This window comes from Teichococcus aerophilus (assembly GCF_014490485.1).
GTDB classification, from domain to species: domain Bacteria; phylum Pseudomonadota; class Alphaproteobacteria; order Acetobacterales; family Acetobacteraceae; genus Pseudoroseomonas; species Pseudoroseomonas aerophila.
In genome coordinates this window covers 227,050-250,555 of record NZ_JACTVA010000001.1, presented here as the reverse complement: position 1 = coordinate 250,555, position 23,506 = coordinate 227,050, and the positions used below count along the sequence as shown (strand labels likewise).

The 23,506-nt window shown below is 69.7% G+C and carries 20 protein-coding genes; 13 read left to right on the top strand and 7 right to left on the bottom strand.

Translation table 11 applies throughout. From position 1 onward, the window contains the following. Positions 1–18 precede the first annotated feature (18 nt). Both IBL26_RS01065 and IBL26_RS01060 read left to right on the top strand, forming a co-directional pair. Positions 19–1,146, top strand: coding sequence for an efflux RND transporter periplasmic adaptor subunit (locus IBL26_RS01065; RefSeq protein WP_187782577.1), 1,128 nt, complete (start codon positions 19–21; stop codon positions 1,144–1,146). After that, the gene (locus tag IBL26_RS01060) at positions 1,143–4,256 is read left to right on the top strand and encodes an efflux RND transporter permease subunit (RefSeq protein WP_187782576.1); all 3,114 of its coding nucleotides are present in this window, start codon (positions 1,143–1,145) and stop codon (positions 4,254–4,256) included. Before IBL26_RS01065 ends, IBL26_RS01060 begins: the two co-directional genes overlap by 4 nt. A gap of 21 nt (positions 4,257–4,277) precedes the next feature. Here the strand turns inward: IBL26_RS01060 and IBL26_RS01055 are convergent, their stop codons facing one another. The 3 genes from IBL26_RS01055 to otnK form a co-directional block, all read right to left on the bottom strand. Next, positions 4,278–5,270: an SDR family oxidoreductase gene (locus tag IBL26_RS01055; RefSeq protein ID WP_241748821.1), complete on the bottom strand. Its 993-nt coding sequence runs from the start codon at positions 5,268–5,270 to the stop codon at positions 4,278–4,280. 115 nt (positions 5,271–5,385) lie between these two features. Then, complete coding sequence (locus IBL26_RS01050) at positions 5,386–6,027, bottom strand: class II aldolase/adducin family protein (RefSeq protein WP_187782575.1); 642 nt, start codon at positions 6,025–6,027, stop codon at positions 5,386–5,388. Continuing rightward, the gene (otnK, locus tag IBL26_RS01045; protein WP_187782574.1) at positions 6,024–7,298 is read right to left on the bottom strand and encodes a 3-oxo-tetronate kinase; all 1,275 of its coding nucleotides are present in this window, start codon (positions 7,296–7,298) and stop codon (positions 6,024–6,026) included. Before otnK ends, IBL26_RS01050 begins: the two co-directional genes overlap by 4 nt. 68 nt (positions 7,299–7,366) lie before the next feature. Between otnK and IBL26_RS01040 the strand changes: the two genes are divergently transcribed. From IBL26_RS01040 to IBL26_RS01015, 6 genes are all read left to right on the top strand, one after another. Then, positions 7,367–8,593: an aminotransferase class III-fold pyridoxal phosphate-dependent enzyme gene (locus tag IBL26_RS01040; protein WP_241748819.1), complete on the top strand. Its 1,227-nt coding sequence runs from the start codon at positions 7,367–7,369 to the stop codon at positions 8,591–8,593. A 53-nt stretch (positions 8,594–8,646) separates the two neighbouring features. Next, positions 8,647–10,230, top strand: a complete 1,584-nt coding sequence (locus tag IBL26_RS01035) for an ABC transporter substrate-binding protein (RefSeq protein ID WP_187782572.1) — start codon at positions 8,647–8,649, stop codon at positions 10,228–10,230. A 9-nt stretch (positions 10,231–10,239) separates the two neighbouring features. Beyond that, positions 10,240–11,655, top strand: coding sequence for an amidase (locus IBL26_RS01030; RefSeq protein ID WP_187782571.1), 1,416 nt, complete (start codon positions 10,240–10,242; stop codon positions 11,653–11,655). An 11-nt stretch (positions 11,656–11,666) separates the two neighbouring features. Further along, positions 11,667–12,500: a shikimate dehydrogenase family protein gene (locus IBL26_RS01025; RefSeq protein ID WP_206684111.1), complete on the top strand. Its 834-nt coding sequence runs from the start codon at positions 11,667–11,669 to the stop codon at positions 12,498–12,500. A gap of 74 nt (positions 12,501–12,574) precedes the next feature. Next, on the top strand, positions 12,575–13,261 hold the full coding sequence (locus IBL26_RS01020; RefSeq protein WP_206684110.1) for a GntR family transcriptional regulator: 687 nt from the start codon (positions 12,575–12,577) through the stop codon (positions 13,259–13,261). Between the two features lie 72 nt (positions 13,262–13,333). After that, the gene (locus IBL26_RS01015) at positions 13,334–14,029 is read left to right on the top strand and encodes a GntR family transcriptional regulator (RefSeq protein ID WP_187782569.1); all 696 of its coding nucleotides are present in this window, start codon (positions 13,334–13,336) and stop codon (positions 14,027–14,029) included. Positions 14,030–14,035: 6 nt separating this feature from the next. Here the strand turns inward: IBL26_RS01015 and IBL26_RS01010 are convergent, their stop codons facing one another. From IBL26_RS01010 to IBL26_RS00995, 4 genes are all read right to left on the bottom strand, one after another. Continuing rightward, on the bottom strand, positions 14,036–14,650 hold the full coding sequence (locus IBL26_RS01010) for a LysE family translocator (protein WP_187782568.1): 615 nt from the start codon (positions 14,648–14,650) through the stop codon (positions 14,036–14,038). Positions 14,651–14,841: 191 nt separating this feature from the next. Beyond that, positions 14,842–15,579 carry an anti-sigma factor family protein gene (locus IBL26_RS01005; RefSeq protein ID WP_187782567.1) on the bottom strand — a complete coding sequence of 246 codons (738 nt, stop codon included), beginning with the start codon at positions 15,577–15,579 and terminating at the stop codon, positions 14,842–14,844. After that, entirely contained in the window at positions 15,569–16,126 is a 558-nt protein-coding gene (locus IBL26_RS01000; protein WP_187782566.1) for a sigma-70 family RNA polymerase sigma factor, read from the bottom strand. The genes IBL26_RS01005 and IBL26_RS01000 overlap by 11 nt, the downstream gene beginning before the upstream one ends. Positions 16,127–16,286: 160 nt before the next feature. Continuing rightward, complete coding sequence (locus tag IBL26_RS00995; RefSeq protein ID WP_187782565.1) at positions 16,287–17,354, bottom strand: SDR family oxidoreductase; 1,068 nt, start codon at positions 17,352–17,354, stop codon at positions 16,287–16,289. A gap of 99 nt (positions 17,355–17,453) precedes the next feature. On the opposite strand from IBL26_RS00995, the gene IBL26_RS00990 reads away from it, so the two are divergent. From IBL26_RS00990 to IBL26_RS00970, 5 genes are all read left to right on the top strand, one after another. Then, positions 17,454–18,293, top strand: a complete 840-nt coding sequence (locus tag IBL26_RS00990; protein ID WP_187782564.1) for a helix-turn-helix transcriptional regulator — start codon at positions 17,454–17,456, stop codon at positions 18,291–18,293. Positions 18,294–18,514: 221 nt separating this feature from the next. Then, the gene (locus tag IBL26_RS00985; RefSeq protein WP_187782563.1) at positions 18,515–19,726 is read left to right on the top strand and encodes a zinc-dependent alcohol dehydrogenase; all 1,212 of its coding nucleotides are present in this window, start codon (positions 18,515–18,517) and stop codon (positions 19,724–19,726) included. Between the two features lie 38 nt (positions 19,727–19,764). Beyond that, a complete protein-coding gene (locus IBL26_RS00980) occupies positions 19,765–20,241 on the top strand; it encodes a (2Fe-2S)-binding protein (protein WP_187782562.1) in 477 nt (158 codons plus the stop codon). Between the two features lies 1 nt (position 20,242). Continuing rightward, a complete protein-coding gene (locus tag IBL26_RS00975) occupies positions 20,243–21,256 on the top strand; it encodes an FAD binding domain-containing protein (protein ID WP_187782561.1) in 1,014 nt (337 codons plus the stop codon). After that, the gene (locus IBL26_RS00970; protein ID WP_187782560.1) at positions 21,249–23,504 is read left to right on the top strand and encodes a xanthine dehydrogenase family protein molybdopterin-binding subunit; all 2,256 of its coding nucleotides are present in this window, start codon (positions 21,249–21,251) and stop codon (positions 23,502–23,504) included. Before IBL26_RS00975 ends, IBL26_RS00970 begins: the two co-directional genes overlap by 8 nt. Positions 23,505–23,506 lie beyond the last annotated feature (2 nt).

The following is a 23,506-nucleotide window of genomic DNA, read 5'->3' as shown; positions in this document are numbered from 1 at the left end:
GGGCCGGGAAGCTCCCTGATGCGGAAGAAGACACTCGGTTTCGCCCTGGCCGGGGTGCTCGTGGCCTTGGCCGCGGGCTTCGTCACCCTCTCCGGCGGCTTCGGCCCACTGCCCCTGCGCGCTGCCAAGCCGGGCGAGGCTTCCGACCCACGGCAGGCACCGCCGCTGGTTCTACTGGCCACGGCCCGGCCGGCGGCGGAGGAGGAACGCGCTTTCACCGGCTCCGTCAGCGCCCGGGTGCAGAGCGACCTCGCCTTCCGCGTCGCCGGCAAGGTCACGGCCCGGCTGGTCGATGCCGGGCAGACGGTGCGCCGGGGCGATCCCCTCGCCCGGCTGGACGAGAAGGACCTCGGCCTGGCGCTGGTGGCCCGCCGCAATGCCGTGGCCAGTGCGCGCGCCACGGCGGTGCAGGCGGCGGCGGACGAGACCCGCTATCGTCAGTTGCTGGCCCAGGGCTGGGTGTCCCGCCAGCGCTATGAGGCCGCCCGCGCGGCGCTGGAGACCGCCCGCGCCGCGCTGGCCGCCGCCGAGGCCCAGGCCCAGGTGGCCAGCAACGAGGCCGACTACGCCGTGCTGCGCGCCGATGCCGATGGCGTGGTGATGCAGGTGCTGGCCGAGCCGGGCGCCGTCGTCGCCGCCGGCCAGCCGGTGATCCGCCTGGCCCAGGCCGGCCCGCGCGAGGCGGCGGTGAACCTGCCGGAGGATCTCCGCCCGCCGCTGGGCACCCCTGCCCTGGCCACGGTCTATGGCAGCACGGCCGTCGGCTCTCCAGCCCGGCTGCGCCAGCTCTCGGACGCCGCCGACCCGGCGAGCCGTACCTACGAAGCCCGCTTCGTGCTGGAGGGCGCGGCCGCGCAGGCACCGCTTGGCAGCACCGTCACGCTGCGCCTGCGCGCGGTGGCGGCCACGGGCAGCGTGGCCGTGCCGCTTGGTGCTCTGCATGACGACGGACGCCGCACCGGCGTCTGGGTGCTGGACCCGGCCGGGGCGGTCGTGCGGTTCCGCCCGGTCCAGGTACGGCAGCTGGGCGCGGAGGAAGCGCTGGTGGAAGGCGTCGCCATGGGCGAGCAGGTCGCGGCGCTGGGCGCCCATCTGCTGCATGACGGCCAGGCCATTCGCCTCGCCACGCTGGAGGCCTCGCGGTGAGCCGCCTCAATCTGTCCGCGCTGGCGGTGCGGGAGCGCTCGGTCACGCTGTTCCTCATCCTGGGCATCGCCCTGGCCGGCGCCTTGGCCTTCTTCCAGCTCGGGCGGGCCGAGGACCCGGCCTTCACCATCAAGGTGCTGACGGTGCAGGCCGCCTGGCCCGGTGCCACCGCGCAGGAAATGCAGGATCTGGTGGCCGAGCCGCTGGAGAAGCGCCTGCAGGAACTGCGCTGGTACGACCGGGTGGAGACGGTGACGCGCCCGGGCCTGGCGTTCCTGACGCTGACGCTGCGGGACGACACGCCCCCGGCCACGGTGCAGGAACAGTTCTACCAGGCCCGCAAGAAGCTGGCCGACGAGGCACGGCGCCTGCCCGCCGGCGCCTTCGGCCCCTTCGTCAACGACGAGTATTCCGACGTCACCTTCGGCCTGTACGCGCTGAAGGCGCCCGGCCTGCCGCCGCGCCTGCTGGCGCGCCAGGCGGAGACGATCCGCCAGCGCCTGCTGCACGTGCCCGGCGTGAAGAAAGTGGACATCCTGGGCGAGCGGCCGGAGCGGATCTTCGTAGAGTTCTCCTATCCGCGCCTGGCCACGCTTGGCATCAGCGCGCAGGACATCTTCGCGGCGCTGCAGCGGCAGAACGCCGTCTCGCCCGCCGGCTCCATCGAGACCAGCGGGCCGCAGGTGCAACTGCGCCTGGATGGCGCCTATGACGACGTGGAGACCATCGCCGCGACGCCGCTGGTCGCCCGCGGGCGCAACCTGCGGCTCTCCGACGTGGCCGAGATCCGCAGGGGCTACGAGGACCCCGCCAGCTTCCTGATCCGCCATAATGGCGAACCGGCGATGGCGCTCAGCGTGGTGATGCAGGAGGGCTGGAACGGCCTCGACCTCGGCCGGGCGCTGGAGCAGGAGACGGCGCGCATCCAGCAGGAACTGCCGCTCGGCGTGACGCTCAGCAAGATCAGCGACCAGGCCGTCAATATCGACGAGGCGGTCGGCGAGTTCATGCTGAAGTTCTTCATGGCGCTCGGCGTCGTGCTGCTGGTCAGCCTGCTCAGCCTGGGCTGGCGCGCCGGGCTGATCGTGGCGGCGGCTGTGCCGCTGACGCTGGCGCTGGTGTTCCTGATCATGATGGCGACGGGCCGGGTGTTCGACCGCATCACCCTCGGCGCGCTGATCCTCTCGCTCGGCCTGCTGGTGGACGATGCCATCATCGCAATCGAGGTGATGGTGGTGAAGATGGAGGAGGGGATGGACCGCATCAGCGCCGCCGCCTTTGCCTGGAGCCACACGGCCGCGCCGATGCTCTCCGGCACCGTGGTGACGGTGATCGGGCTGATGCCGGTCGGCTTCGCCCGCTCCACCGCCGGCGAGTATGCCGGCAACATCTTCTGGATCGTCGGCTTCGCGCTGATGGCGTCCTGGATCGTCGCCGTCGCCTTCACGCCCTATCTCGGCGTCGTCATGCTGCCTGAGGTCAAGCCCGTCGCGGGCGGCCATGCGGCGATGTACGACACGCCCGGCTACCGCAAGCTGCGCGCGCTGGTCGCGTGGTCGGTGCGGCGCAAGTTCCTCGTCGCCGCGCTGGTGCTGGGCGTCTTCGCGCTGGCGGTGGCAGGCATGGGCGGGGTGAAGCAGCAATTCTTCCCGGCATCCGACCGGCCGGAACTGCTGGTGGAAGTCCGCATGCCGGAAGGCACCAGCATCGGCGCGACCGGCAACGCCGTGGAGAAGGTCGAAGCCTGGCTGCGGGAACAGCCGGAAGCGCGCATCGTCACCAGCTATCTCGGCCAGGGCGCGCCGCGCTTCTACCTGGCGATGTCGCCGGAGTTGCCGGACCCCGCCTTCGCCAAGATCGTCGTGCTGACGCCCGGCCCGGCCGCGCGGGACACGCTGCGGGACCGGATGCGGGAGCGCATCGCCGCCGGCCTTGCGCCCGAAGCGCAGCTGCGCGTCACCCAGCTGGTCTTTGGCCCCTACTCGCCTTTCCCCGTCGCCTTCCGCGTCACCGGCCCGCAGGAGGCGGAGGTGCTGCGCATCGCCGACCAGGCGGAGGCGGTGATGCGCGACAACCGCCACATGCGGCAGGTGAACCGGGACTGGGGCCCGCGCAGCCCGACCGCGCATTTCGTGCTGGACCAGGACCGGCTGCGGCTGATCGGCCTCTCCCCGGCCGAGGCGGCGCAGCAGCTGCAGTTCCTGCTCAGCGGCGTGACCGTGACGCAGATGCGCGAGGATATCCGCACCGTCGACGTCGTCGCCCGCAGTGCCGGCGAGACGCGGCTGGACCCGGCGCGGCTGAATGCGCTGACGCTCACCTCCCGCGACGGCGCCATCATTCCGCTGAGCCAGATCGGCCGGCTGGAGGTGCGGATGGAAACGCCGCTGCAACGCCGCCGCGACCGCCTGCCCACCATCACCGTACGCGGCGACATCGACGAGACGATGCAGCCGCCGGAAGTCTCCAAGGAACTGATCGAGGCACTGGCGCCGCTGCGCGCCACGCTGCCGCCGGGCTATCGGATCGAGGCCGCAGCGAGCATCGAGGAAGCAGGCAAGGCCAATGCCGCGCTTGCCGCGGTATTCCCGGTGATGTTCGCGCTGACGCTGCTGGTGATCATGCTGCAGGTCCGGTCCTTCGCCGCGATGACCATGGTGGTGCTGACGGCGCCGCTGGGGCTGGTTGGCGTGGTGCCGGTGCTGTTGCTGTTCGGCCAGCCCTTCGGCTTCAATGCCATCCTCGGGTTGATCGGGCTGGCGGGTATCCTGATGCGCAATACGCTGATCCTGATCGGCCAGATCCACGACAACGAGGAAGCGGGGCTGGACCCCTATCATGCACTGGTGGAGGCGACGGTGCAGCGCTCCCGCCCCGTCATCCTGACCGCCCTGGCAGCGGTGCTGGCCTTCGTGCCGCTGACGCACTCGGTGTTCTGGGGCTCGATGGCCTATACGCTGATCGGCGGCACGGCGGTGGGCACGGTACTGATCCTGGTCTTCCTGCCGGCGCTCTACGCCATCTGGTTCCGCGTGCGCCCGGCAGCTTCCGGGGCGCACGCGGAACCCACCGTGGCGCACGGCCTGGCCGCGCAGCCGGGCGCCGACTGAACGCGGCGCCCGGCGGCCCGGTCAGCGCCGCCGGTGCAGCATCATGACGGCGAGGACGAGGCCGCCCGCCGCCATCGCCATCTTGGTCACCGGGGTTGTCTGGGCCTGCCGGCGGTTCCCGCCTTCCACGCCGCTGATGCCAGCGGGCGGGGCGTAGAGCGAGCCGGTCGTGTCGTCGCCACGCTCGGCGCGCGCGGACCACCAGTCCATGAAGCGGTTCATCAGCGACGCGCTGAGATGGGGCGCAGCGAACTGGCCGAGCTTGAAGGCCATGGCCGGTGCGCCGACCGCCGTGGTGTTGCGCGGCCGCGCCGCCAGCGCCACCACCGCCTGCGCCACCGTCTCCGGCGCCAGCGACCCGGGCGGGAAGGTCAGCCTTGCGCCGGTATAGTTGCCGGCATGGCCGATCGCCGGCGTATCGACGAAGGTCGGGTAGACGTCGCAGACATGGATGCGGGGGTGGCGGGAGACCTCCGCCCGCAACGCCTCGCTGAAGCCGCGCAGGCCGAACTTGCTGGCGGCGTAGGCGGCGGCATAGGGCGAGGCGAGGAAGCCGCCGATCGAGATCATGTTGATCCAGGTGCCGTGGTCCTGCTCCAGGAAGATCGGCAGCACCGCATGCGCGTCGTTCATGTGGCCGATCAGGTTGGCCTCGATGACGCGGCGGTGGTCCGCCATCGGCACGTCCTGATACTTGCCGACGACGCCGATGCCGACATTGCTGAACCACACATCGATCCCGCCCAGGATGCCACGCGCCTCGGCGGCGAAGCTGGCGACGGCGGCGGCATCGGTCACGTCGACCGGCCGGGCCTCCGCCATGCCACCGGCCTCGCGGCAGCGGCGGGCGATATCCTCCAGCCCCTCCTCGCCCCGGGCGCCGAGTACCAGGCGGCAGCCCTGCCGGGCAAAGGCCAGCGCCGTCGCCGCGCCGATGCCGCTGGAAGCGCCGGTGATGACGACGCGAGTGCCCGGCACCGGCATCGGCCCTGAATTGTCCTGCGTGATGGCCATGTCTCAGCCTCCTGAACACTGGTGTGGTTCAGGCCTAACGCCGGAGGGCGCGCGGCGGCGGCCCAAATGCGGCCCGCCACCTCTTCAGGCCTGCGTGTCCGCCCCGCCCCTCGGCTCAGGCTGAGACAGGCTGGCCGTAGCTGCGGTAGCGCAGACGGGCGTCGGCGATCTCCGGCTCCGTCAGCAGGCGGGGACGGCCAGCGGCGCGGGCCAGCATGTATTGCCGCGCCAGCGTCTCCAGCCGCACGGCGGCGGCCAGCGCGCCGGCCGCGTCCCGGCCATGGCAGATCATGCCGTGGTTCTCCAGCAGGCAGGCCTTGTAGCCGGGCAGCGTCCGCCGCACGGAATCCGCCAGCGCCGGGGTACCGAAGGTGGCGTAGGGCGCGCAGGGCACCTCATGCCCACCAAAACCCAGCACGATGTAGTGGAAGGCCGGCAGCGGCTCGCCCAGGCAGGCCAGGGCGGTGCAGGCATCGGCGTGGGTGTGCACCACCCATTCGGCATCCGGGCAGCTTTCATACACAGCGGCATGCATGGCCCATTCGCTCGATGGCGACGTCCCGGTCTCCGGCTTGCCGCCCAGCTTCACCCGCACCATCTGCTCCGGCCGCAGCGACGCCGCCGTGGCGCCGGTCGGGCTGATCAGCAGGTGGTCGCCCTGGCGGCAACTGACATTGCCGGTGCTGCCGTAGTTCAGGTTCAGCCGCGCCAACTCGCCATATAGCCAGGCCAGGGTCTCGGCGTGCTCGTTGCTCACAGGGACGTCTCCATTTCCTCAAGAGTGCGCTGGAACATGTCGACGGCGCCCAGCTTGCCGGATTTCAGGCACAGTGCCAGCGGCACCGCCCCCGCTGCGTGGCAGATGCCGACGCCGATCTCCCGGTACGGCGCCACCTGCAGGTCGCGGATGCCCAGCGCACCGACCACGGCGCCCGAGGTCTCGCCGCCCGCGACCAGCAGGCGCCGCACGCCCTGCCGCACCAGCGCTTCCGCCAGCGCGGCCAACAGCGCCTCCGCCCGGCGGCCGGCGGGAATGGCGCCCAACGCCGCCTGTGCTGCCGCCACCCGCTCCGGGTCGGCGGAGGTGGTGATGCAGATCGGCCCCTGCTCCAGCCGCGGCGCCGCCCAGGCCAGGGCGTGGGCCAGGCTCTCCGCTTCCGGCGCCAGCGGGTCCAGTTGCAGCACCGGGTGCCGGCGGGCGAATTCCACCACCTGTTCCCGCGTGCGGTCGGCGCAACTCCCTGCCAGCACGGCGGCCGGGCCGTGGATGGGCGGCAGGGAGGGCGGCCGGTTCGCCTGCATCCAACCCTTTGTCACCCACGCCTGCGGCAGCCAGGCCGCGATGGAGGACCCGCCGGTCAGCACCGGCCACTCGCACGCTGCCGCCGCCAGGCTGCGCAGATCGGCTTCGGTGATGGCATCGGCGATGATGAAGGGCCGGCCCGCCGCCTGCTCGGCCAGGGCATGGCGGCGGATGGCGTCCGGCCCCTCCAGCACCCGTTCATAAGGCAGCGCCCCGACGCCGAGGGAGGTCTGCGGTGCCAGGATGCGCCGCAGGTCGGATTGCGTCATCGGCGTCAGCGGGTCCAGCCGCTTGGGCGATTCCGCCAGCAACTGGTCATGGACGAACAGGTGGGAGCGGAACACGGTGCGTCCGGCTTCCGGGAAGCTGGGGCAGAACAGCACCGGCGCGGGCGCACCCTGCCGGTGCAGCACTTCGGCGACGTTGCCGATATTGCCGGTGTCCAGGCTGTCGAAGCTCGCGCAGTATTTCAAAAACAGCATGCGGGGCTGGTGAGGACGCAGGTGCTCCACCGCTTCCTCGGCCGCCGCCACAGCTTCCCCGGGTGGCGCTACCCGGCTGCGCAGGGCCACGACCAGCGCCTGATCGTCGCCGATATTCTCTGGTATTGCTGCGGGCCCCACGACCAGTCGGGTCCGGGCGCCGCCGCTGCGCAGCATGGCCGCGAGTTCGACCGCGCCGGTAAAGTCATCCGCGAGGGCCGCGAGGATCAAGCTGGAAGCCATGACGAAAACCCTTGCAAGCTACCGATATGGTCGATGATATATCGTCTGACGGCAAAGGGAAGCCTGCGTTGGACCATTTGATCAACTCCGAAGACACCGCCCTCCGCCAACGGGCGCTGCGGGTGGTTCCCTCCGGCATGTGGGGCCATCTGCACGCCGCCAAGCTGCCGGAAGGCTACCCGCAATTCTTCGCCCGTGGCGAAGGCGCGCATCTGTGGGACGTGGATGGCCATCGCTACCTGGACTTCATGTGCAGTTGGGGCCCCAACCTGCTTGGCCACCAGAACCAGGAGGTGGAGGAAGCGGCCGAGCGCCAGCGCCGCATGGGCGACTGCCTGAACGGGCCAGCCCCCGTCATGGTGGAACTGGCCGAACGGCTGGTGGAAACCCTGCCCGCCGCCGCCTGGGCGATGTTCCAGAAGAACGGCACGGATGCCACCACCACCTGCGCCACCCTCGCGCGCGCCGCCACCGGCCGGCGCAAGCTGCTGGTCGCGCGCGGCGCCTATCATGGCGCCGTGCCCTGGTGCTCCCCCTCCCTGGTCGGCGTGACCAGCGAGGACCGGGCGCATCTGGTGCATTACCGGTTCAATGACCTGGACAGCCTGGCGCAGGCGGTGGCCGAGGCGGGCGACGACCTGGCCGGCATCATCGCCTCGGCGTTCCGCCACGACCTGGCGCAGGACCAGGAACTGCCTTCCCCCGCCTTCGCCCGTGCCGTGCGCGATGCCTGCGATGCCAAGGGCGCCGCGCTGATCCTGGACGAGGTGCGCGCCGGCTTCCGCCTGCATGCGGGCGGCAGCTGGGAAACCCTGGGCGTCCGGCCCGACCTCAGCGCCTGGAGCAAGGCCATCGGCAACGGCTACCCCATCTCCGCCGTCACGGGGGCGGAGTGGCTGCGGGAGGCTGCCTCACGCCTGTTCGTCACCGGCTCCTTCTGGTGCGGCGCGGTGCCGATGGCGGCGGCGCTGGCAACGCTGGGCGTGGTGCTGCGGGACGACGTGCCGGGCCAGCTTGCCCGCCTTGGCCAGCGGCTGCGGGACGGGCTGGCGGCGGGCGCGCAACGGCATGGCATCGCGCTGCGGCAGAGCGGCCCACCGCAGATGCCATTGGTGCTGTTCGACGACGATATCGGCAGCCGCAAGGGCGATGCGTTCTGCGTCGCCATGCTGGCGCATGGCGTCTACTTTCATCCGCGCCATAACATGTTCCTCTCCGCCGCGCATACCGAAGCCGATATCGATACGGCACTCGCCGCGGCCGAACACGGCTTCGCCGCCGTCGCCTCGCTCTGAGCCAAGAAAAAAAGACGCAGGGATGCTGTTCACACCCACCTGGAGGACCACCGATGCAACGTCGTGACCTGATGCTCGGCGTGGCGGCAGCCGCCCTCGCCGCCCCACGCCTGGCCCGCGCGGCCGACCCGAAATCCGTGCTGCGCTTCTCGCCGCAGGCGGACCTCGCCTCGATCGACCCGATCCAGAGCAACGCCTACGTCACCCGCAACCACGCCGCCATGGTGTACGACACGCTGTTCGGCGTGGATGACGAGTACAGGCCGCTGCCGCAGATGCTGGAAGGCTTCGTCGTCAGCGACAACAAGCTGGAATGGGTGCTGACGCTGCGGGACGGCCTGTCCTTCCAGGATGGCAAGAAGGTCACACCGCAGGATGTCGTCGCCAGCCTCAACCGCTGGGGGCAGCGCGATACTTATGCGCGCACGCTGTTCGCGCAGGTCGAATCCCTGACGCCCTCGTCCGACAAGGCGGTGCGCTTCCAATTGAAGAAGCCGTTCCGCCTGTTGCCGGACGTCCTGGGCAAGCCGGCGCCGCAACTGCCGGTGATCATGCAGGAACGGCACGCCGCCACGCCGATCACGGACCAGGTGCCGGAAGTCGTCGGCTCCGGCCCCTTCCGCTTCCTGGCGTCGGAACGGGTGCCGGGCGCGCGCGCGGTGTACGAGCGCTGGGACGGCTATCGCCCGCGCCAGGGTGCCGCCAGCTTCTGGGCCGGCGGTAAGGCGGCGCATGTGGATCGCGTGGAATGGCACACCATCCCGGATGCGGCGACGGCGGCAGCCGCGTTGCAGTCCGGCGAGATCGACTGGTGGGAACAGCCGCCGGGCGATTTCATTGACCTGCTGAAGCGCAACCGCAACATCAATGTGGAGGTGATGGATACCGCCGGACTGATGTGCGTGATGCGCTTCAACCACCTGCATCCGCCCTTCGATAATCCCGCCATCCGCCGCGCGGTGCTGGGCGCCATCAACCAGGCGGATTTCATGACCGCCGTGGCCGGTACCGACGCCACCATGTGGAAGGACAAGATCGGCTTCTTCCAGCCGGATTCGCCGATGGCCAACGATGTCGGCATGGCGGCGCTGACCGGCCCCCGTGATCTCGACAAAGCCCGCGCCGCGCTGAAGGAGGCCGGCTACAAGGGCGAGCGCGTGGTGCTGGCCGCGCCCGCTGACTTCCCCGTGCTGAACGCGATGAGCGAAGTGGCGGGCGACATCTTCCGCAAGCTGGGAATGAACCTCGACTACCAGTCATTGGACTGGGCGACGGTGTCGCAGAAGCTGAATTCGCGCGCGCCGCTGGAGCAGGGCGGCTGGAGCATCAACTGCAACTACGCCGCCGGCTTCGGCTGCCGCACCCCCGCCGCGCATTCCTACCTGCGTGGCGCCGGCGATGCCGCGCTGTTCGGCTGGCCGCGCAGCCCGCGCATCGAGGAACTGCGCGAGGCCTGGATCGCCAGCGATGACGAGGCGGAGCAGAAGCGGATCTGCCGCGAGATCCAGCAACAGGCTTTCGAGGACATCCCCTACATCCCGCTTGGCCTGTTCTACCAGACCACGGCCTATCGCAAATCCCTCAGCGGCGTCCTCAAGGGTATGCCGCTGTTCCACAATCTCCGCAAACAGGCCTAATGCCGCACCATGGATGATACCGATCTCTGCTTCATGCCGGCGACCGAGCTGTCGGACGCCATCCGCGCGAAGCGTGTCTCCCCCAGCGAGGCCACACGCGCCGTGCTGCGGCGTATCGAGGCGCTGGAGCCGCAGCTGAACGCCTTCGCCTACCTGGCGGCCGAGGAGGCGCTCGCCGCCGCCGAGGCCGCCGACGCGGCGGTGATGAAGGGGGCGACTCTCGGCCCCCTGCACGGCATCCCCGTCACCATCAAGGATCATGAGGCGGTGGCCGGGATGCCGATGGAGCACGGCACGGCGCTGCGCCGCGGCCATGTGCCGGCAGCGGATAACGTGACGGTCTCCCGCCTGCGGCAGGCGGGGGCCATCATCCTCGGCAAGACCACCTCGCCCGAATTCGGCTGGAAGGGGGTGAGCCAGAGCCCCCTCACCGGCATCACGCATAATCCGTGGAAGCACGGCTACAACGCCGGCGCGTCCTCGGCCGGCGCGGGCGTCGGCGCGGCGGCGGGCTATGGGCCGCTGCACCAGGGCAGCGACGGCGCCGGCTCCGTCCGCATGCCGGCGCATTTCTGCGGCGTCTACGGGCTGAAGCCCAGCTACGGCCGCATCCCGCAATCGCCGATGGCGGCCAGCGACTACACCGTGCATCTGGGGCCGCTGACCCGGACCGTCGCCGATGCGGCGCTGATGTTGAAGGTGATGAGCGGCCCGCACCCGGACGACCAGTCCAGCCTGGAGGCGCAGCCGGCCGACTATCCGCGCCTGCTGGGGCAGCGGCCGGGCCGGCCGCGCATCGCCTACAGCCCCGACCTGGGCCATGCCCGCGTGGACCCGGAAGTGGCCGAGCTGGTCCGCCAGGCCGTCGCCCGCTTCGAGACGGCGCTGGACCTGCCGGTGGAACAGCCCGCCACCCCCTGGGGCCCGCGTGGGCCGGACCTGGCGCGCTTCTTCTGGCCCGCCCATTTCAGCCGCTACGCCGACCGCGTGCCGGAGATGCGGGACCAGATGGACCCTGGCTTCATCGCCTGCATCGAGGCCGGGCAGCACATCACCCTGGCCGAGTACCAGACGATGCGGCTGGTGAAGTACGCCTACTGCGCCGAGATCCATCATTTCTTCGAGGACTGGGACTTCCTGCTGACCCCGGCCGTCTCGGTCGCCGCCTTCCCGGCGGAGCTGCTGCAGCCGCCGCACTGGCCGCAACATCCGTGGGACTGGATGAGCTGGGCGGAATTCTCCTACCCGTTCAACCTTTCCCAGAACCCGGCGGCCTCCATTCCCTGCGGCTTCACCAGCGCCGGGCTGCCGGTGGGCCTGCAGATCGTCGGCCGGCGCTTCGACGACCTCGGCGTGCTGCAGATGTCGGCGGCGTTCGAGGCCGCGGCACCCTGGGCGCAGCACCGCCCGCCCCTGGCGGTTTGAGGAACGGCGCATTGGACCAGACACTGCGGACCGCGACCGTCACCGGGCAGACGCGCATCCTGTTCATCCTCGCCGATCCGGTCGAGCACGTCCGGGGCTCGGCCCTGCTGACCGACTTCTTCCAGCGGCAAGGCGTGGATGCGGTGGTCGCTCCGCTGCATGTACGGCCGCCGGAGCTGGAGACGGTGCTGCAAGGCTTGCGTCGGCTGCATAATGTGGCGGGCTTCGGCGTCACCATTCCGCACAAGATCGCGGTGGTGCCGCTGCTGGATGCGGTGACGGAGCGGGCGCGCGCCGTCGGCGCCGTCAACTTCGTCGGCCGCGGCGCCGATGGCCGGCTGCATGGCGACAATATCGACGGCATCGGCTTCATCGCCGGCCTGCGCCAGGGCGGCGTCGACCCGGCGGGCTTGTCCGTGCTGCAGGTGGGTGCCGGGGGTGCGGGGCGGGCCATCGCCTTCGCCCTGGCCGCAGCCGGGGTGCGGCATCTGCGCATCGCCAACCGGTCGGTGGAGAAGGCGGCGGAGCTGGCGGCGGCGGTGCAGGCCGCCTACCCCGCCTGCACTTGCGAGGCCGGGCCGGCCAATCCGGCGGGCTTCGGGCTGGTGGTCAATACCACCTCCCTCGGCATGCAGCCAGGCGACGCGCTGCCCTTGCCGACCGAGGCGCTGACCCCGGACTGCATCGTGGCGGAGGTCATCATGACCCCCTCCGTCACGCCGCTGATGGCGGCGGCGCAGGCACGCGGCTGCCGCGTGATCGCCGGCCGCGCCATGTTGGAGGGGCAGATGGACGCCGCCGCCCGCATCGCCGGCCTGTGGGGCGGGGCGGAGGCGCAGCCGTGACGGCCTACACGGCTTGGCGCGGCAGCCCGGCGTGCTAAGGAGCCGCCCTCTGACACTGGTTATGGAGCGGAATGGTGGCGGCCACGCCTGAAGTGATGCCGGTCAAGCGTTCAAGCCTCACCATGCGGGTCTATGCGGAGCTGGAGGCAGCCCTCTTCGAAGGCCGCCTCCACCCCGGCCAGCGGCTGAAGGTACGGGACCTGGCGGCCACCATGGGCGTCTCGGAAACGCCGATCCGGGAGGCAATCATGCAGCTGGCCCGGACCGGCGCCGTGCGGATCGAGGCCGCGCGCTCCATCACCGTCTCCGGCCTCGACCACGACAGTTACCTGGAGCTGCGGACTATCCGGCTGGAGCTGGAGGGGCTGGCGGCGGAGACGGCCGCCGGCCGCATCGACGCAGCCGGCATCGCCGCGCTGGCGGAGGCGCATGAGCGCCTGGTCGCCGCCGAGGCGGCAGGCGACGGGGTGGAGGCGAACAGGGCCAACTGGGCGTTCCATCGCGGCCTCTACGCCGCCGCCGGCATGCCGCAGCTCATGGCGATCATCGACAATATCTGGCTGCGCAACGGCCCGGTGCACGCCTTCCACTACCCGCACGCGCCGCCGTCCTACCCCGGCCGCCACCGGCACCTGGATATCCTGGACGCGCTGCGCGCCCACGATGCCGCCGCCTCCCGCGCCGCCCTGCGGGCCGACCTGTTGGAAGGCGGGCGCGACCTGGTGGAGTACCTGCGGCGGCTGGGGGACAGCGCCGGCTGAGCCTGCCGACCGGCCATCTGGCCCGCCGCCGAAACCTGCTACCATCCGCCCAGACCCGACCGGAGGCCGCCCATGTCCGATGAACTGCCCGAGCCGGACCTCATCGAACGCAGCAGCCTGTCGGAGAAGATCTACACCCAGCTGCGCGTCGCCCTGATGTCCGGCCACTATGAGCCGGGCGACAAGCTGAACATCCGCAAGCTGTCGCAGCTCAGCCAGACCTCCCCCACCCCGGTGCGCGAAGCCATCATGCAACTGGTGCGGGAGGGGGCGCTGGAGCTGAAGCCCGGCCACCAGCCACGCGTCACCATCCTTTCGCCCGAGCACTACATGCGCATCCTGGAGGTGCGCGTGCCGCTGGAACGCATGGCCACCGTGCTGGCCACCATGCACGTGACCGAGGAGATGCTGGCGGAGCTGGAGGCGCTGGACGCCCAGTTCACCGAGGCGGAGCAGGCCCACGCGTGGAAGACGGCGATGGATTGCAACCGCGCCCTCCACTTCCGCATCTACCGCTCCTCCGGCAACGAGGTGCTGGTGCGGACCATCGAGAGCCTGTGGCTGCTCACCGGCCCGCTGGTCAGCCGGCAATATGCCGGGATGCTGTACCGCGCGTCCGATTCCGCGCTGCACGGTCAGATCATCGACGCGCTGCGCCGTCGCTCCCCCTACGAGGCCGGCGACCTGGTGGTGCAGGACATGCGCTACGGCGCCGGCATCATCCTGGAGCGGCTGCGCGCGCCGGAGCCCCGCCGGCGCGCGCGCTAAGCCGGCTCAGCCGTTCCAGGCACGGACCAGCATGGCCACCGCCAGGCCGGCGAGTGCCATGCCGGCGCCCTTGTTCAGCAGGCCGAGCGCGCGGCTCGTCATCCGGCTGCGCAGCAGGGAGATGCCGCCGCTCAGCACGCACCACCATGCCAGCGAGCCGACGAAGACGCCGGTGATCAATGCCGGTGCCAGCGTGGCCGGCCCCTGGCCGATCAGCGTCGGCGCCATGGCGGCGAACAGCACCGGAGTCGTCGGGTTGAGGAAGCCGAACCCGACCGCGCCGCAATAGGAGGAAACCAGCGTCGGCGGCACGCCGGAGCCGACGGCCATGACGGTGGTACGCCGGAGCACGCGGGCGGCGAACCACAGCAGGATGAGGCCGGACGCGAACGGGACCAGCGCCGTCTGCAGCCAGGCCTGTGCCAGGCCGATGCTGCCGGCCACCGCCAGGGCGCCGTAGACGAGGTGCACGGTGGCCACCCCGCAGCCGGTGGCGATGCCGCGCGTGACGCCGGCGGAGAGCGTCCGCTCGATGCACAGCATGGCGGCGGGCCCGATGGGCGCCGCGACGGTCAGGCCGACCCCGATGCCGATCATCAGCGCGGTCAACGTCGCGCTCACCGGCGGTGCTCCTGGATGCGGCCAGCCGGGGCGGCGCCCGGTCCCGGGGCGTACCTCCCCAGCCCGGAATGCCTCGATGCCTTCGACATGAGCCCCTCCTCGTAGCGGCTCATCAAAGACCATCCCGGGCGGCGGTTTATTCGCGGTCCGGGCGGTGTTTCACTGGCTTTGCATGAAAAATTCCGCCGCCCTCAACGCACGCGGCCAGCGAATTCCAGCAGCTCCTGCGCATTGAGGTCGGAGACCGCCCAGAACGTCATGCCGTCCGCCGCCCAGTGGACGAAGTTGTAGCCGTCGCGGCTGCCTTCGGCCGTCTCGCCCTCCGCCGTCGCCGGCCAGATGAACAGGTTGATGACGTGTTCCCGCCGCCGGTAGACCAGTACCGCCGCCTCGCTGCCCGGCAGGGAGTCTAGCCGCGCGCCGATCAGCGGGAAGCCGTCTGCCGCCAGGTCCCGCACCGGAGGGGAGAAGGACAGGCGCCCGGCGAACCACGGCTTGACCGTATGCCGGTCCGTCGAGGCGACATCGAGCAGGTGCTGCGGCTGCAACGCGCGCACATGCGCGGCCACCACCCAGTCCTGCATGCCATCCGCCCCCCGCATCGGCAACACGGCGAACAAGGCCAGGCTGGCCGCGATGCCCACCAGGGCGGAGGCAATGCCGACCGGCCAGCGCCGCGCCGCCGCCTGACGCCCTGGGGCGCCTCGCAGGCGCGCCCGCACCGCCTGGCGCAGATGCTCCGGTGCACTGTGCTTCGGCAGCGTGTCCCGCAGGGTGGCGGAGAGCGCCAGCAATTGCTGCTGCAGGCGTGAACAATCCGGGCAGGAGTCGAGATGGGCGGCGACGCGCGCGGCCTCGGCCGCCTGCAATTCGCCATCGACGTCCGCTTGCAGGAGCAGCCGCATCTCCTGGCAATGATTACTGCTCATCGTCGGCCGCTCCTTCCGCCACCATCAGCGCCCGGCGCGCCCGCCAGAGACGGGACATGACGGTGCCGATGGGTACCCCGGTGATATGAGCGATTTCCTTATACGAAAGTTCTTCAATCTCCTTGAGAACAAGACATTCCCTTAATTCAATCGGCAGTGCCGCCAGGGCACGCTCCAGCCGCGCCGCGTCATCCTGGCGGGACAGGGCGAGTTCCGGCCCGTCATCCGGGTCCGGCACGTCCAGCACCGCGTCGGAATCCCCGGCCTCGATCCGCCCCGCCTGCTGGCGGGCGGCAAGCATCGTGTAAGCCGTGTTGCGGACGATCCGCATGAGCCAGGCGCGGCCATCCTCCCCCCGGAAGGAGGCAAAGTAGTTGATGCCCCGCAGCACCGCTTCCTGCACGACGTCCTCCGCCAGATTGGGGTCTCGCACCAGCCAGCGGGCGAGGCCGTAAGCGGCGTCCAGATGCGTGAGCACGACGTCCTCGAATTCCGGCCGTGCGGCATCCTCGCGCCGTCCGGGTTGGGGCCGGCCGCGCCATTTCACGCCTGGGCCTCATCCGCCTGTGCAGGCCGAAGCCACGCCCCCAGCGGTTCAGGCCAGTGCCTTCCCGCGCGGCCCACCCGCTCCTGTGGAAGCCATCCACCCGGCCACGTCGGACCCGGGACGCGCCTCTCCCGCCTCAGCCGCCCCATTCGCATCCGTCTCACCGTCCATGGCCAGGCCGAAGATGCTTCAAAGACCAGGTGGCGAGGCAGTTTATTCGCGCGCATCTGGATGAATCGGAGAAATTCCTGCCTGGGCGGCCTTGGGCCTGGCCGAAGGCATCACGCTTGGGCAATGCGGTGCCGGACCCTTCCCCGCGAAGCGCTAAGGAACGGTCAGCTTCCTGGCGCTGCTTGCTGTCGATATCCGCCAGCAATCCGGGGCCGCGCGGGGACCAGCCCAGCGCCGCCTGGGTCCAGGCGCTGGAGGCCGACAGGTCCTTGCTGACGAACGTGGCCAGCCAGCCGAAATGGCCCGCCACCTCCGCCGCCGGCAGTTCCACGACCGGGACGCCGATGCGGCGGCCCACGGCGGCGGCGATGTCCCGGAACGGGATCGTCTCCTCGGCGGTGGCGTGGTAGCGGGCGCCCGGCGTGCCTGCCTCCAGCACCAGCCGGTACAGCCGCGCCGTATCCGAGATATGCGCGGCCGACCAGCCATTGCGATCCCCCGCCCCATACGCCGAGACGCCTGTCCGGCCGGCCAGTTCGATCATGCTGGTGACGAGGCCTTGCTTTGCCACGTCATGGATCTGCGACAGCCGTACCACCGAGATATTGACGCCCCGCGCCGCCGCCGCCTGCCCCGCCAGTTCGGACGCGACGCGTGGATTGGGGTGGCCGGGGTCGAAATGCGTTTCCAGCGCCCGCTCGCCCGGCGCCGGCGCACCCATGGCGGTGCTGGAGGTGATGACGAGCGGCCGGTCCGAACCCACCAGGGCGTCGCCCAAGGCCTCGATCGCCCGCCCGTCCTTCTGGCAGTTATGGGCGAAATGGGCGAAGTCGTGGTCGAAGGCGGTGTGGATGACGCCGTCGCACGCGGCGGCGCCCTGGCGCAGGCTTTCCAGGTCCTGGATATCGCCCCGGTGCGCCTCGGCGCCGGCGGCGGCCAGGGCCAGCGCCCCGGCATCGGACCGCGTGAGGCCCAGCACCTGGTGCCCGGCGCCCATGAGTTCCGGAATGATGGCGGAACCGATGAAGCCGGTGGCGCCGGTGAGGAAAACGCGCATGATCGATATCTCCGTGATGGCTTGGACGGTGGTATCGATGCCGGCGGTGACGGGGTGAAGACGTGACCGCATCCTATGATAAGCACTAACAGGATCCGCATGCCCGCACAGCCCGACAACAGACTGGGCGCCTATCTGAAGGACCGGCGCGCGCGGCTGGACCCGGCGTCCCTTGGCCTTTCCGGCCCCCGGCGGCGCACACCCGGGCTACGGCGGGAGGAGGTGGCGCAGCGGGCCAATATCAGCCCCGCCTGGTACACCTGGCTGGAACAGGGACGTGGGGGCGCGCCCTCGGCCGATGTGCTCGACCGCCTGGCCCACGGCCTGATGTTGACGGAGACCGAGCGCGAGCATCTCTTCATGCTGGGGCTGGGCCACCCGCCACAGGTGCGCTACCGCGCCGCCCAGGGCGTGACACCGCGCCTGCAACGGCTGCTGGATACGCTGGAGGTCAGCCCCGCCATCATCAAGACCGCCACCTGGGACGTGCTGGCCTGGAACCGTGCCGCCGCGGCGGTGCTGACCGACTACGGTGCCCTGCCGCCGGCGGAGCGCAATATCCTGCGGCTGGTGTTCCAGAAACCCCGCATCCGCGCGGCGCAGGAGGATTGGCAGGCGATGGCCCGGCACGTGGTCGGCGCCTTCCGCGCCGATGCGGCGCGCGCTGGCGCGGTGGCCGAGATTGACCGGCTGGCCGAGGAACTCTGCCGCACCAGCGCCGATTTCGCGGCCTTCTGGCGGGAGCACGATGTGCGCTACCACGGCGAAGGCATCAAGCGCCTGCACCACCCGGCCATGGGCGTGATCACGCTGGAATATTCTGGCTTCGCGATCGACGGCCGGCCTGACCTTGGTATGATCGTCTATAACCCCGTCACCAGCGCCGATGCCGAGTGTATTCGCACACTGATGGCGGATCAGCAGCCGGCTACGGCCTGACGGGCGGATGGCCGAGCTGATGTTTTGGCTGATGGATTACCACTATCTTGCATAGAACAGCAGCTTTGCCATATGTGCGAAGTCTCCAGCATCGGACAGCCAGAAATCCGATCGAGTTATGCCTAACCTTATGGTTAAGCACAAAATTCTGACCGTCCTCCACGCAGCCATCACGCGCCACGACGATTAATCCTCGGCAGATTGAGCAGAGGGAATGTCGCATGAAGGCCGTCGTCTTCCACGGGATCGGTGATATCCGGCTCGACACCGTGTCGGAACCCAAGATCCAGCACGCGACCGACGCCATCATCCGCCTGACTTCCAGTGCGATCTGCGGAACGGATCTGCATATGATCCGTGGCACCTTCCCCGGCATGAAGCCCGGCACCATTCTGGGCCATGAAGGCGTCGGCATTGTCGAGGAAGTCGGGCGCGGCATCCGCAACCTGCGCCGTGGCGACCGCGTGGTGGTGCCATCCACCATTGGCTGCGGCAATTGCTCCTACTGCCGCTCCGGCTACTCCGCCCAGTGCGATGACGCCAACCCCAACGGCCCGACGGCCGGTACCGCCTTCTTTGGCGGGCCGGAGCCGACAGGGCCGTTCGACGGGCTGCAGGCGGAATACGCGCGCATTCCCTTCGCCCACCACAACCTGATCCGCCTGCCCGGCGACGTGACGGACGACCAGGCGATCCTGCTCTCCGACATCTATCCCACCGGCTATTTCGGCGCCGACCTTGCCGAGGTCACGGAAGGCGATGTTGTCGCCGTCTGGGGCTGCGGGCCTGTTGGGTTGTTTGCCATCATCAGCGCCTTCCAGATGGGCGCACACCGCGTCATCGCCATCGACGGCCACGCCGACCGGTTGGACAAGGCCCGTGAACTGGGCGCCGAGACGATCAACTTCAACGAGGAAGATCCCGTCGAGGTCATCAAGGAACTAACTCGCGGCATCGGCCCGGACCGTGCCGTCGACGCCGTGGGCATCGATTCAGAGCGGCCAAAGCAAGGTCCCGCCGCCGTCAGCGGCGAACAGGCCAGGGAGTTCGACCAGCAGGTCAGCAAGATCGCGCCGGATGCCAAGCCGCAGGGTACGTTGTGGAAGCCGGGGGACGGCCCGTCCCAGGCCATCACCTGGGCGGTGCAGACCCTGGCGAAGGCAGGTTCGCTCGGCATCATCGGCGTCTATCCGCAGACCGACCAGTTCTTCCCGATTGGCGCCGCGATGAACAAGAACCTGACGGTGAAGATGGGAAACTGCAACCACCGCAGCTACATCCCGCGCCTTGTGGACATGGTGAACACCGGCAGCGTCGACCCGACCTCCATCATCACGCAGATCGAACCGATGACTGATGTCATCGAGGCCTACAAGCAGTTCGACCAGCGCCGCCACGGCTGGGTCAAGGTCGAGTTGCGGCCCGGCGGCTGACCGGCCGGCGTTACTAACCCAATTGCGGAGGCAATGGCATGGCTACGGACATCATGCTGACAGTGAACGGCGGCCAGCACCGCCTGGCCGTGGACGTGCGCACCACTTTGCTGGATGCGCTGCGCGAGCGGTTGGACCTGACCGGCAGCAAGAAGGGCTGCGACCTCGGCCAATGCGGCGCCTGCACGGTGTTGATGGATGGGCGGCGCGTCCTCTCCTGCCTCACCCTGGCCGTGGCGGCACAGGGTGCCGAAGTGACCACGATCGAGGGCCTGGCGGGCGAGCATGACCCGCTGCACCCGATGCAACAGGCCTTCCTGGAACAGGATGCCTATCAATGCGGCTACTGCACGCCGGGGCAGATCATCTCCGCGATCGCCTGCGTGAAGGAAGGCCACGCCAACTCGGCGGATGAGATCCGTGAGTACATGAGCGGTAATCTATGCCGCTGCGCCGCCTACCCGAAGATCGTCGCGGCGGTGCAACAGGCCAAGCCGTTGATGAAAGGGCGCTGAGATGCGCCCTTTCGCTTATGAACAGGCTGGCGACAGCAGTGCCGCGCTGCGTATGACGGCCAACCGCGGCGCATCAGCGCAGTATCTCGCAGGCGGCACCAACCTGCTGGACCTGATGAAGATTGGTGTGGCGAAGCCGGTGGCACTGGTCGATATCGGCCCGCTGCGGGCGGACCATGCGAGCATTTCCGTCGACGCGGATGGACTGCATCTGGGCGCTCTGGTCCGCATGGCGGAAGCGGCCGAGCACCCGGACGTGCTGCGTGACTACCCCGTCATCGCCCAATCCCTGCAACTCGCCGCCAGCCAGCAGCTGCGCAACATGGCGACGCTGGGCGGCAACGTGTTGCAGCGGACCCGTTGCAACTACTTCCGCGACCCAAGCTGGCACGCCTGCAACAAGCGCGACCCGGGCACCGGCTGCGCGGCGATGGATGGCGTCAACCGCCGCCTCGCCGTGCTGGGCACCAGCGCGCATTGCATCGCCCACTATCCGGGCGACTTCGCCAATGCCCTGGCGGCCCTGGGCGCCGAAGTGACGCTGCTATCGCCGGAGGGTACGACGCGACGCATCCTTTTTGAGGAATTGCACCGCCTGCCTGGCGATACGCCGCACCAGGAGACGAACCTGCACCCCGGCGAGCTCATCCTCGGCTTCCACGTCCCTGCCGGGCCGTGGACGCGCCGTTCGCTCTACCTCAAGATCCGGGACCGCGAATCCTATGACTTCGCGCAGGCTTCGGCCGCCGTGGCGCTGGCGGTTGTGGATGGCACAATCCAACAGGCCCGCATCGGTCTGGGTGGCGTCGCGACGAAGCCCTGGCGGTCGCATGCGGCGGAAGCCGTATTGCAGGGCCAGCGCCTGGATGAAGCCCTGGCGCACGCCGCGGCCGAAGCCGCCTTCCGCGATGCCGTGACCCATGGCGAGAACGCCTTCAAACCGGAGCTCGGCCGCCGCACCCTGATGCGTGCCTTGCTGCAGGCCGCGACGATGGAGATCCAGCCCAATGCCTGACGGCAAGCTGTTTGGCCAGCCGGCCATCCGCATCGACGGCCGCGCCAAGGTGACCGGCCGGGCCCGTTACCCGTCGGACGAGGTGGTGGCCAATCCGGCCTGGGCCTTTCTGGTCACCAGTGCCATCGCACGCGGGCGCATCCGGGGCTTCGACTTGCAGGAGGCACGGGCCGTTCCCGGCCTGCTTGATATCCTGACGCACGACAATGTCGGGGGCGAGGCGGAGAAGCCGCAGCCAATGTCCGGTGGCAGCACCACGCCCACGCTGGAATCTGACCAGATCTGCCATGACGGCCAGATCATTGGCATCGTCGTGGCTGAGAGCTTTGAGGCCGCGCGTGAAGCCGCCCATAAAGTGCGCGTGGACTATGAGGTTCAGCAGGCCTCCGCCAGCTTCGATAGCCCGGGCGCGGAGGAGGAGGTACGCGAGGCCGGCGAGCACAAGGACTACCAGGTCGGCGATGCCGAAGCCGCCTTCGCCGCAGCGGAGGTGACGATCGACGCACGCTACGGCACGCCCACGCAGCACCACAATGCGATCGAGCTGTTTACTACCACCTGCGAATGGCGCGACGGCAAGTTGACGGTCTACGAGCCGAGCCAGTTCGTCTACGGCTTGCGTGGCAGCCTGGCCAAGCAACTGCGGATGGAGCCGGGCGATATCCATGTCGTGTCGCGCTTCGTTGGCGGCGCCTTCGGCTCCAAGGGCGGCATCACCGCCCGCACGGCCTGGATCGCCATCGCGGCACGGCGGTTGAACCGGCCCGTGAAGCTGGTGCCAACGCGCGACCAGGGCTTCACCATTGCAACCTACCGGGCGGAGACGCGGCACCACATCCAGCTCGGCGCCACGCCGGACGGGAAACTGACCTCATTCCGCCATGAAGGTTGGGAAGTGACGTCCCGCCCCTCACAATACAACGTGTCGGGTACGGAGACGACGGCGCGCATCTATGCCTGCCCGAACATCCTGACCAAAGTGAACCTGGTCCATGCCGACCGCAACACGCCGGGCTTCATGCGCGCGCCGCCCGATACGCCCTACATGTTCCCGCTGGAATCGGCGATGGACGAACTGGCAGCGGCGCTGAACATGGACCCGATCGAACTGCGCCGGATCAACGACACGCAGACCGACCCTGCCACTGGCAAGCCCTACAGTTCACGCTGCCTGATGCGCTGCTACGACGAGGGTGCGGCGCGATTTGGCTGGCAGCGGCGCGACGCGCGCCCCGGCACGATGCGGGATGGGGAGTGGCTGGTCGGCTGGGGCTGCGCCACGGCGGCCTACCCGGCCAATATCGGCCCCGCCGCGGCCCGCGTGACGCTCTCGCCGGAGGGCCGCGCCCGGGTGCAGATCGCCGCGCACGACATCGGCACCGGCGCCTACACCGTCGTCGCCATCACCGCCGCGGACCGGCTGGGGCTGGAGCTTGGCCAGGTGGTGGTCGAGATGGGGGATACAGACCTGCCGGCCGCCGGCCTGGCCGCCGGCTCCAGCCACACGGCCGGCATCAGCCATGCCGTGGCAAAGGCATGCGAGGGCATCCGCGCCCGGCTGGCGGAGGCGGCGGTGCTCAGCAATGACGGCCCCATGGCTGGGCTGGACCCTGCTTCGCTGGTGCTATCGGCGGGCATGCTGCGCGGCCCGGCGGGGCAGAGCGAGGAGATCCAGAAGGCATTGGGCCGCGCCGCCAGCGGCGTGCTGGAAGTCTATGCCGAGAACCTCCCGAAGGGCGTACCGCCCGACGCCATGGGCAAGATCTACCAGGGCCAGATGGCGATGTCGCGCGGCCATGGGCGTGAAGACGCGATCACCTATGCCTTCGGCGCGCAATTCGTCGAGGTCCGGGTGCATGCGAGGACGCGGGAGGTGCGGGTGCCACGCGCCGTCGGGGCCTTCGCCTCCGGCACCATCGTCAATCCGCTGACGGCGCATAGCCAGTACATGGGCGGCATGATCTGGGGCATCGGCGCCGCGTTGCACGAGGCGACGGAGATCGACCCCCGCGAAGCCCGTTACGTCAACGACAACATCGCCGAGTACCTCATCCCGGTGAACTCCGATGTTCGCAGCATCGAGGTCATCATGGTGCCGGAGGAGGACAGCCAGGTGAACCCGCTCGGCATCAAGGGCATCGGCGAGGTCGGCATCGTCGGCATGAATGCCGCCATCGCCAATGCGGTCTGGCACGCCACCGGCAGGCGGGTGCGCGAACTGCCGATCCGCATGGAACACCTGCTATAGAG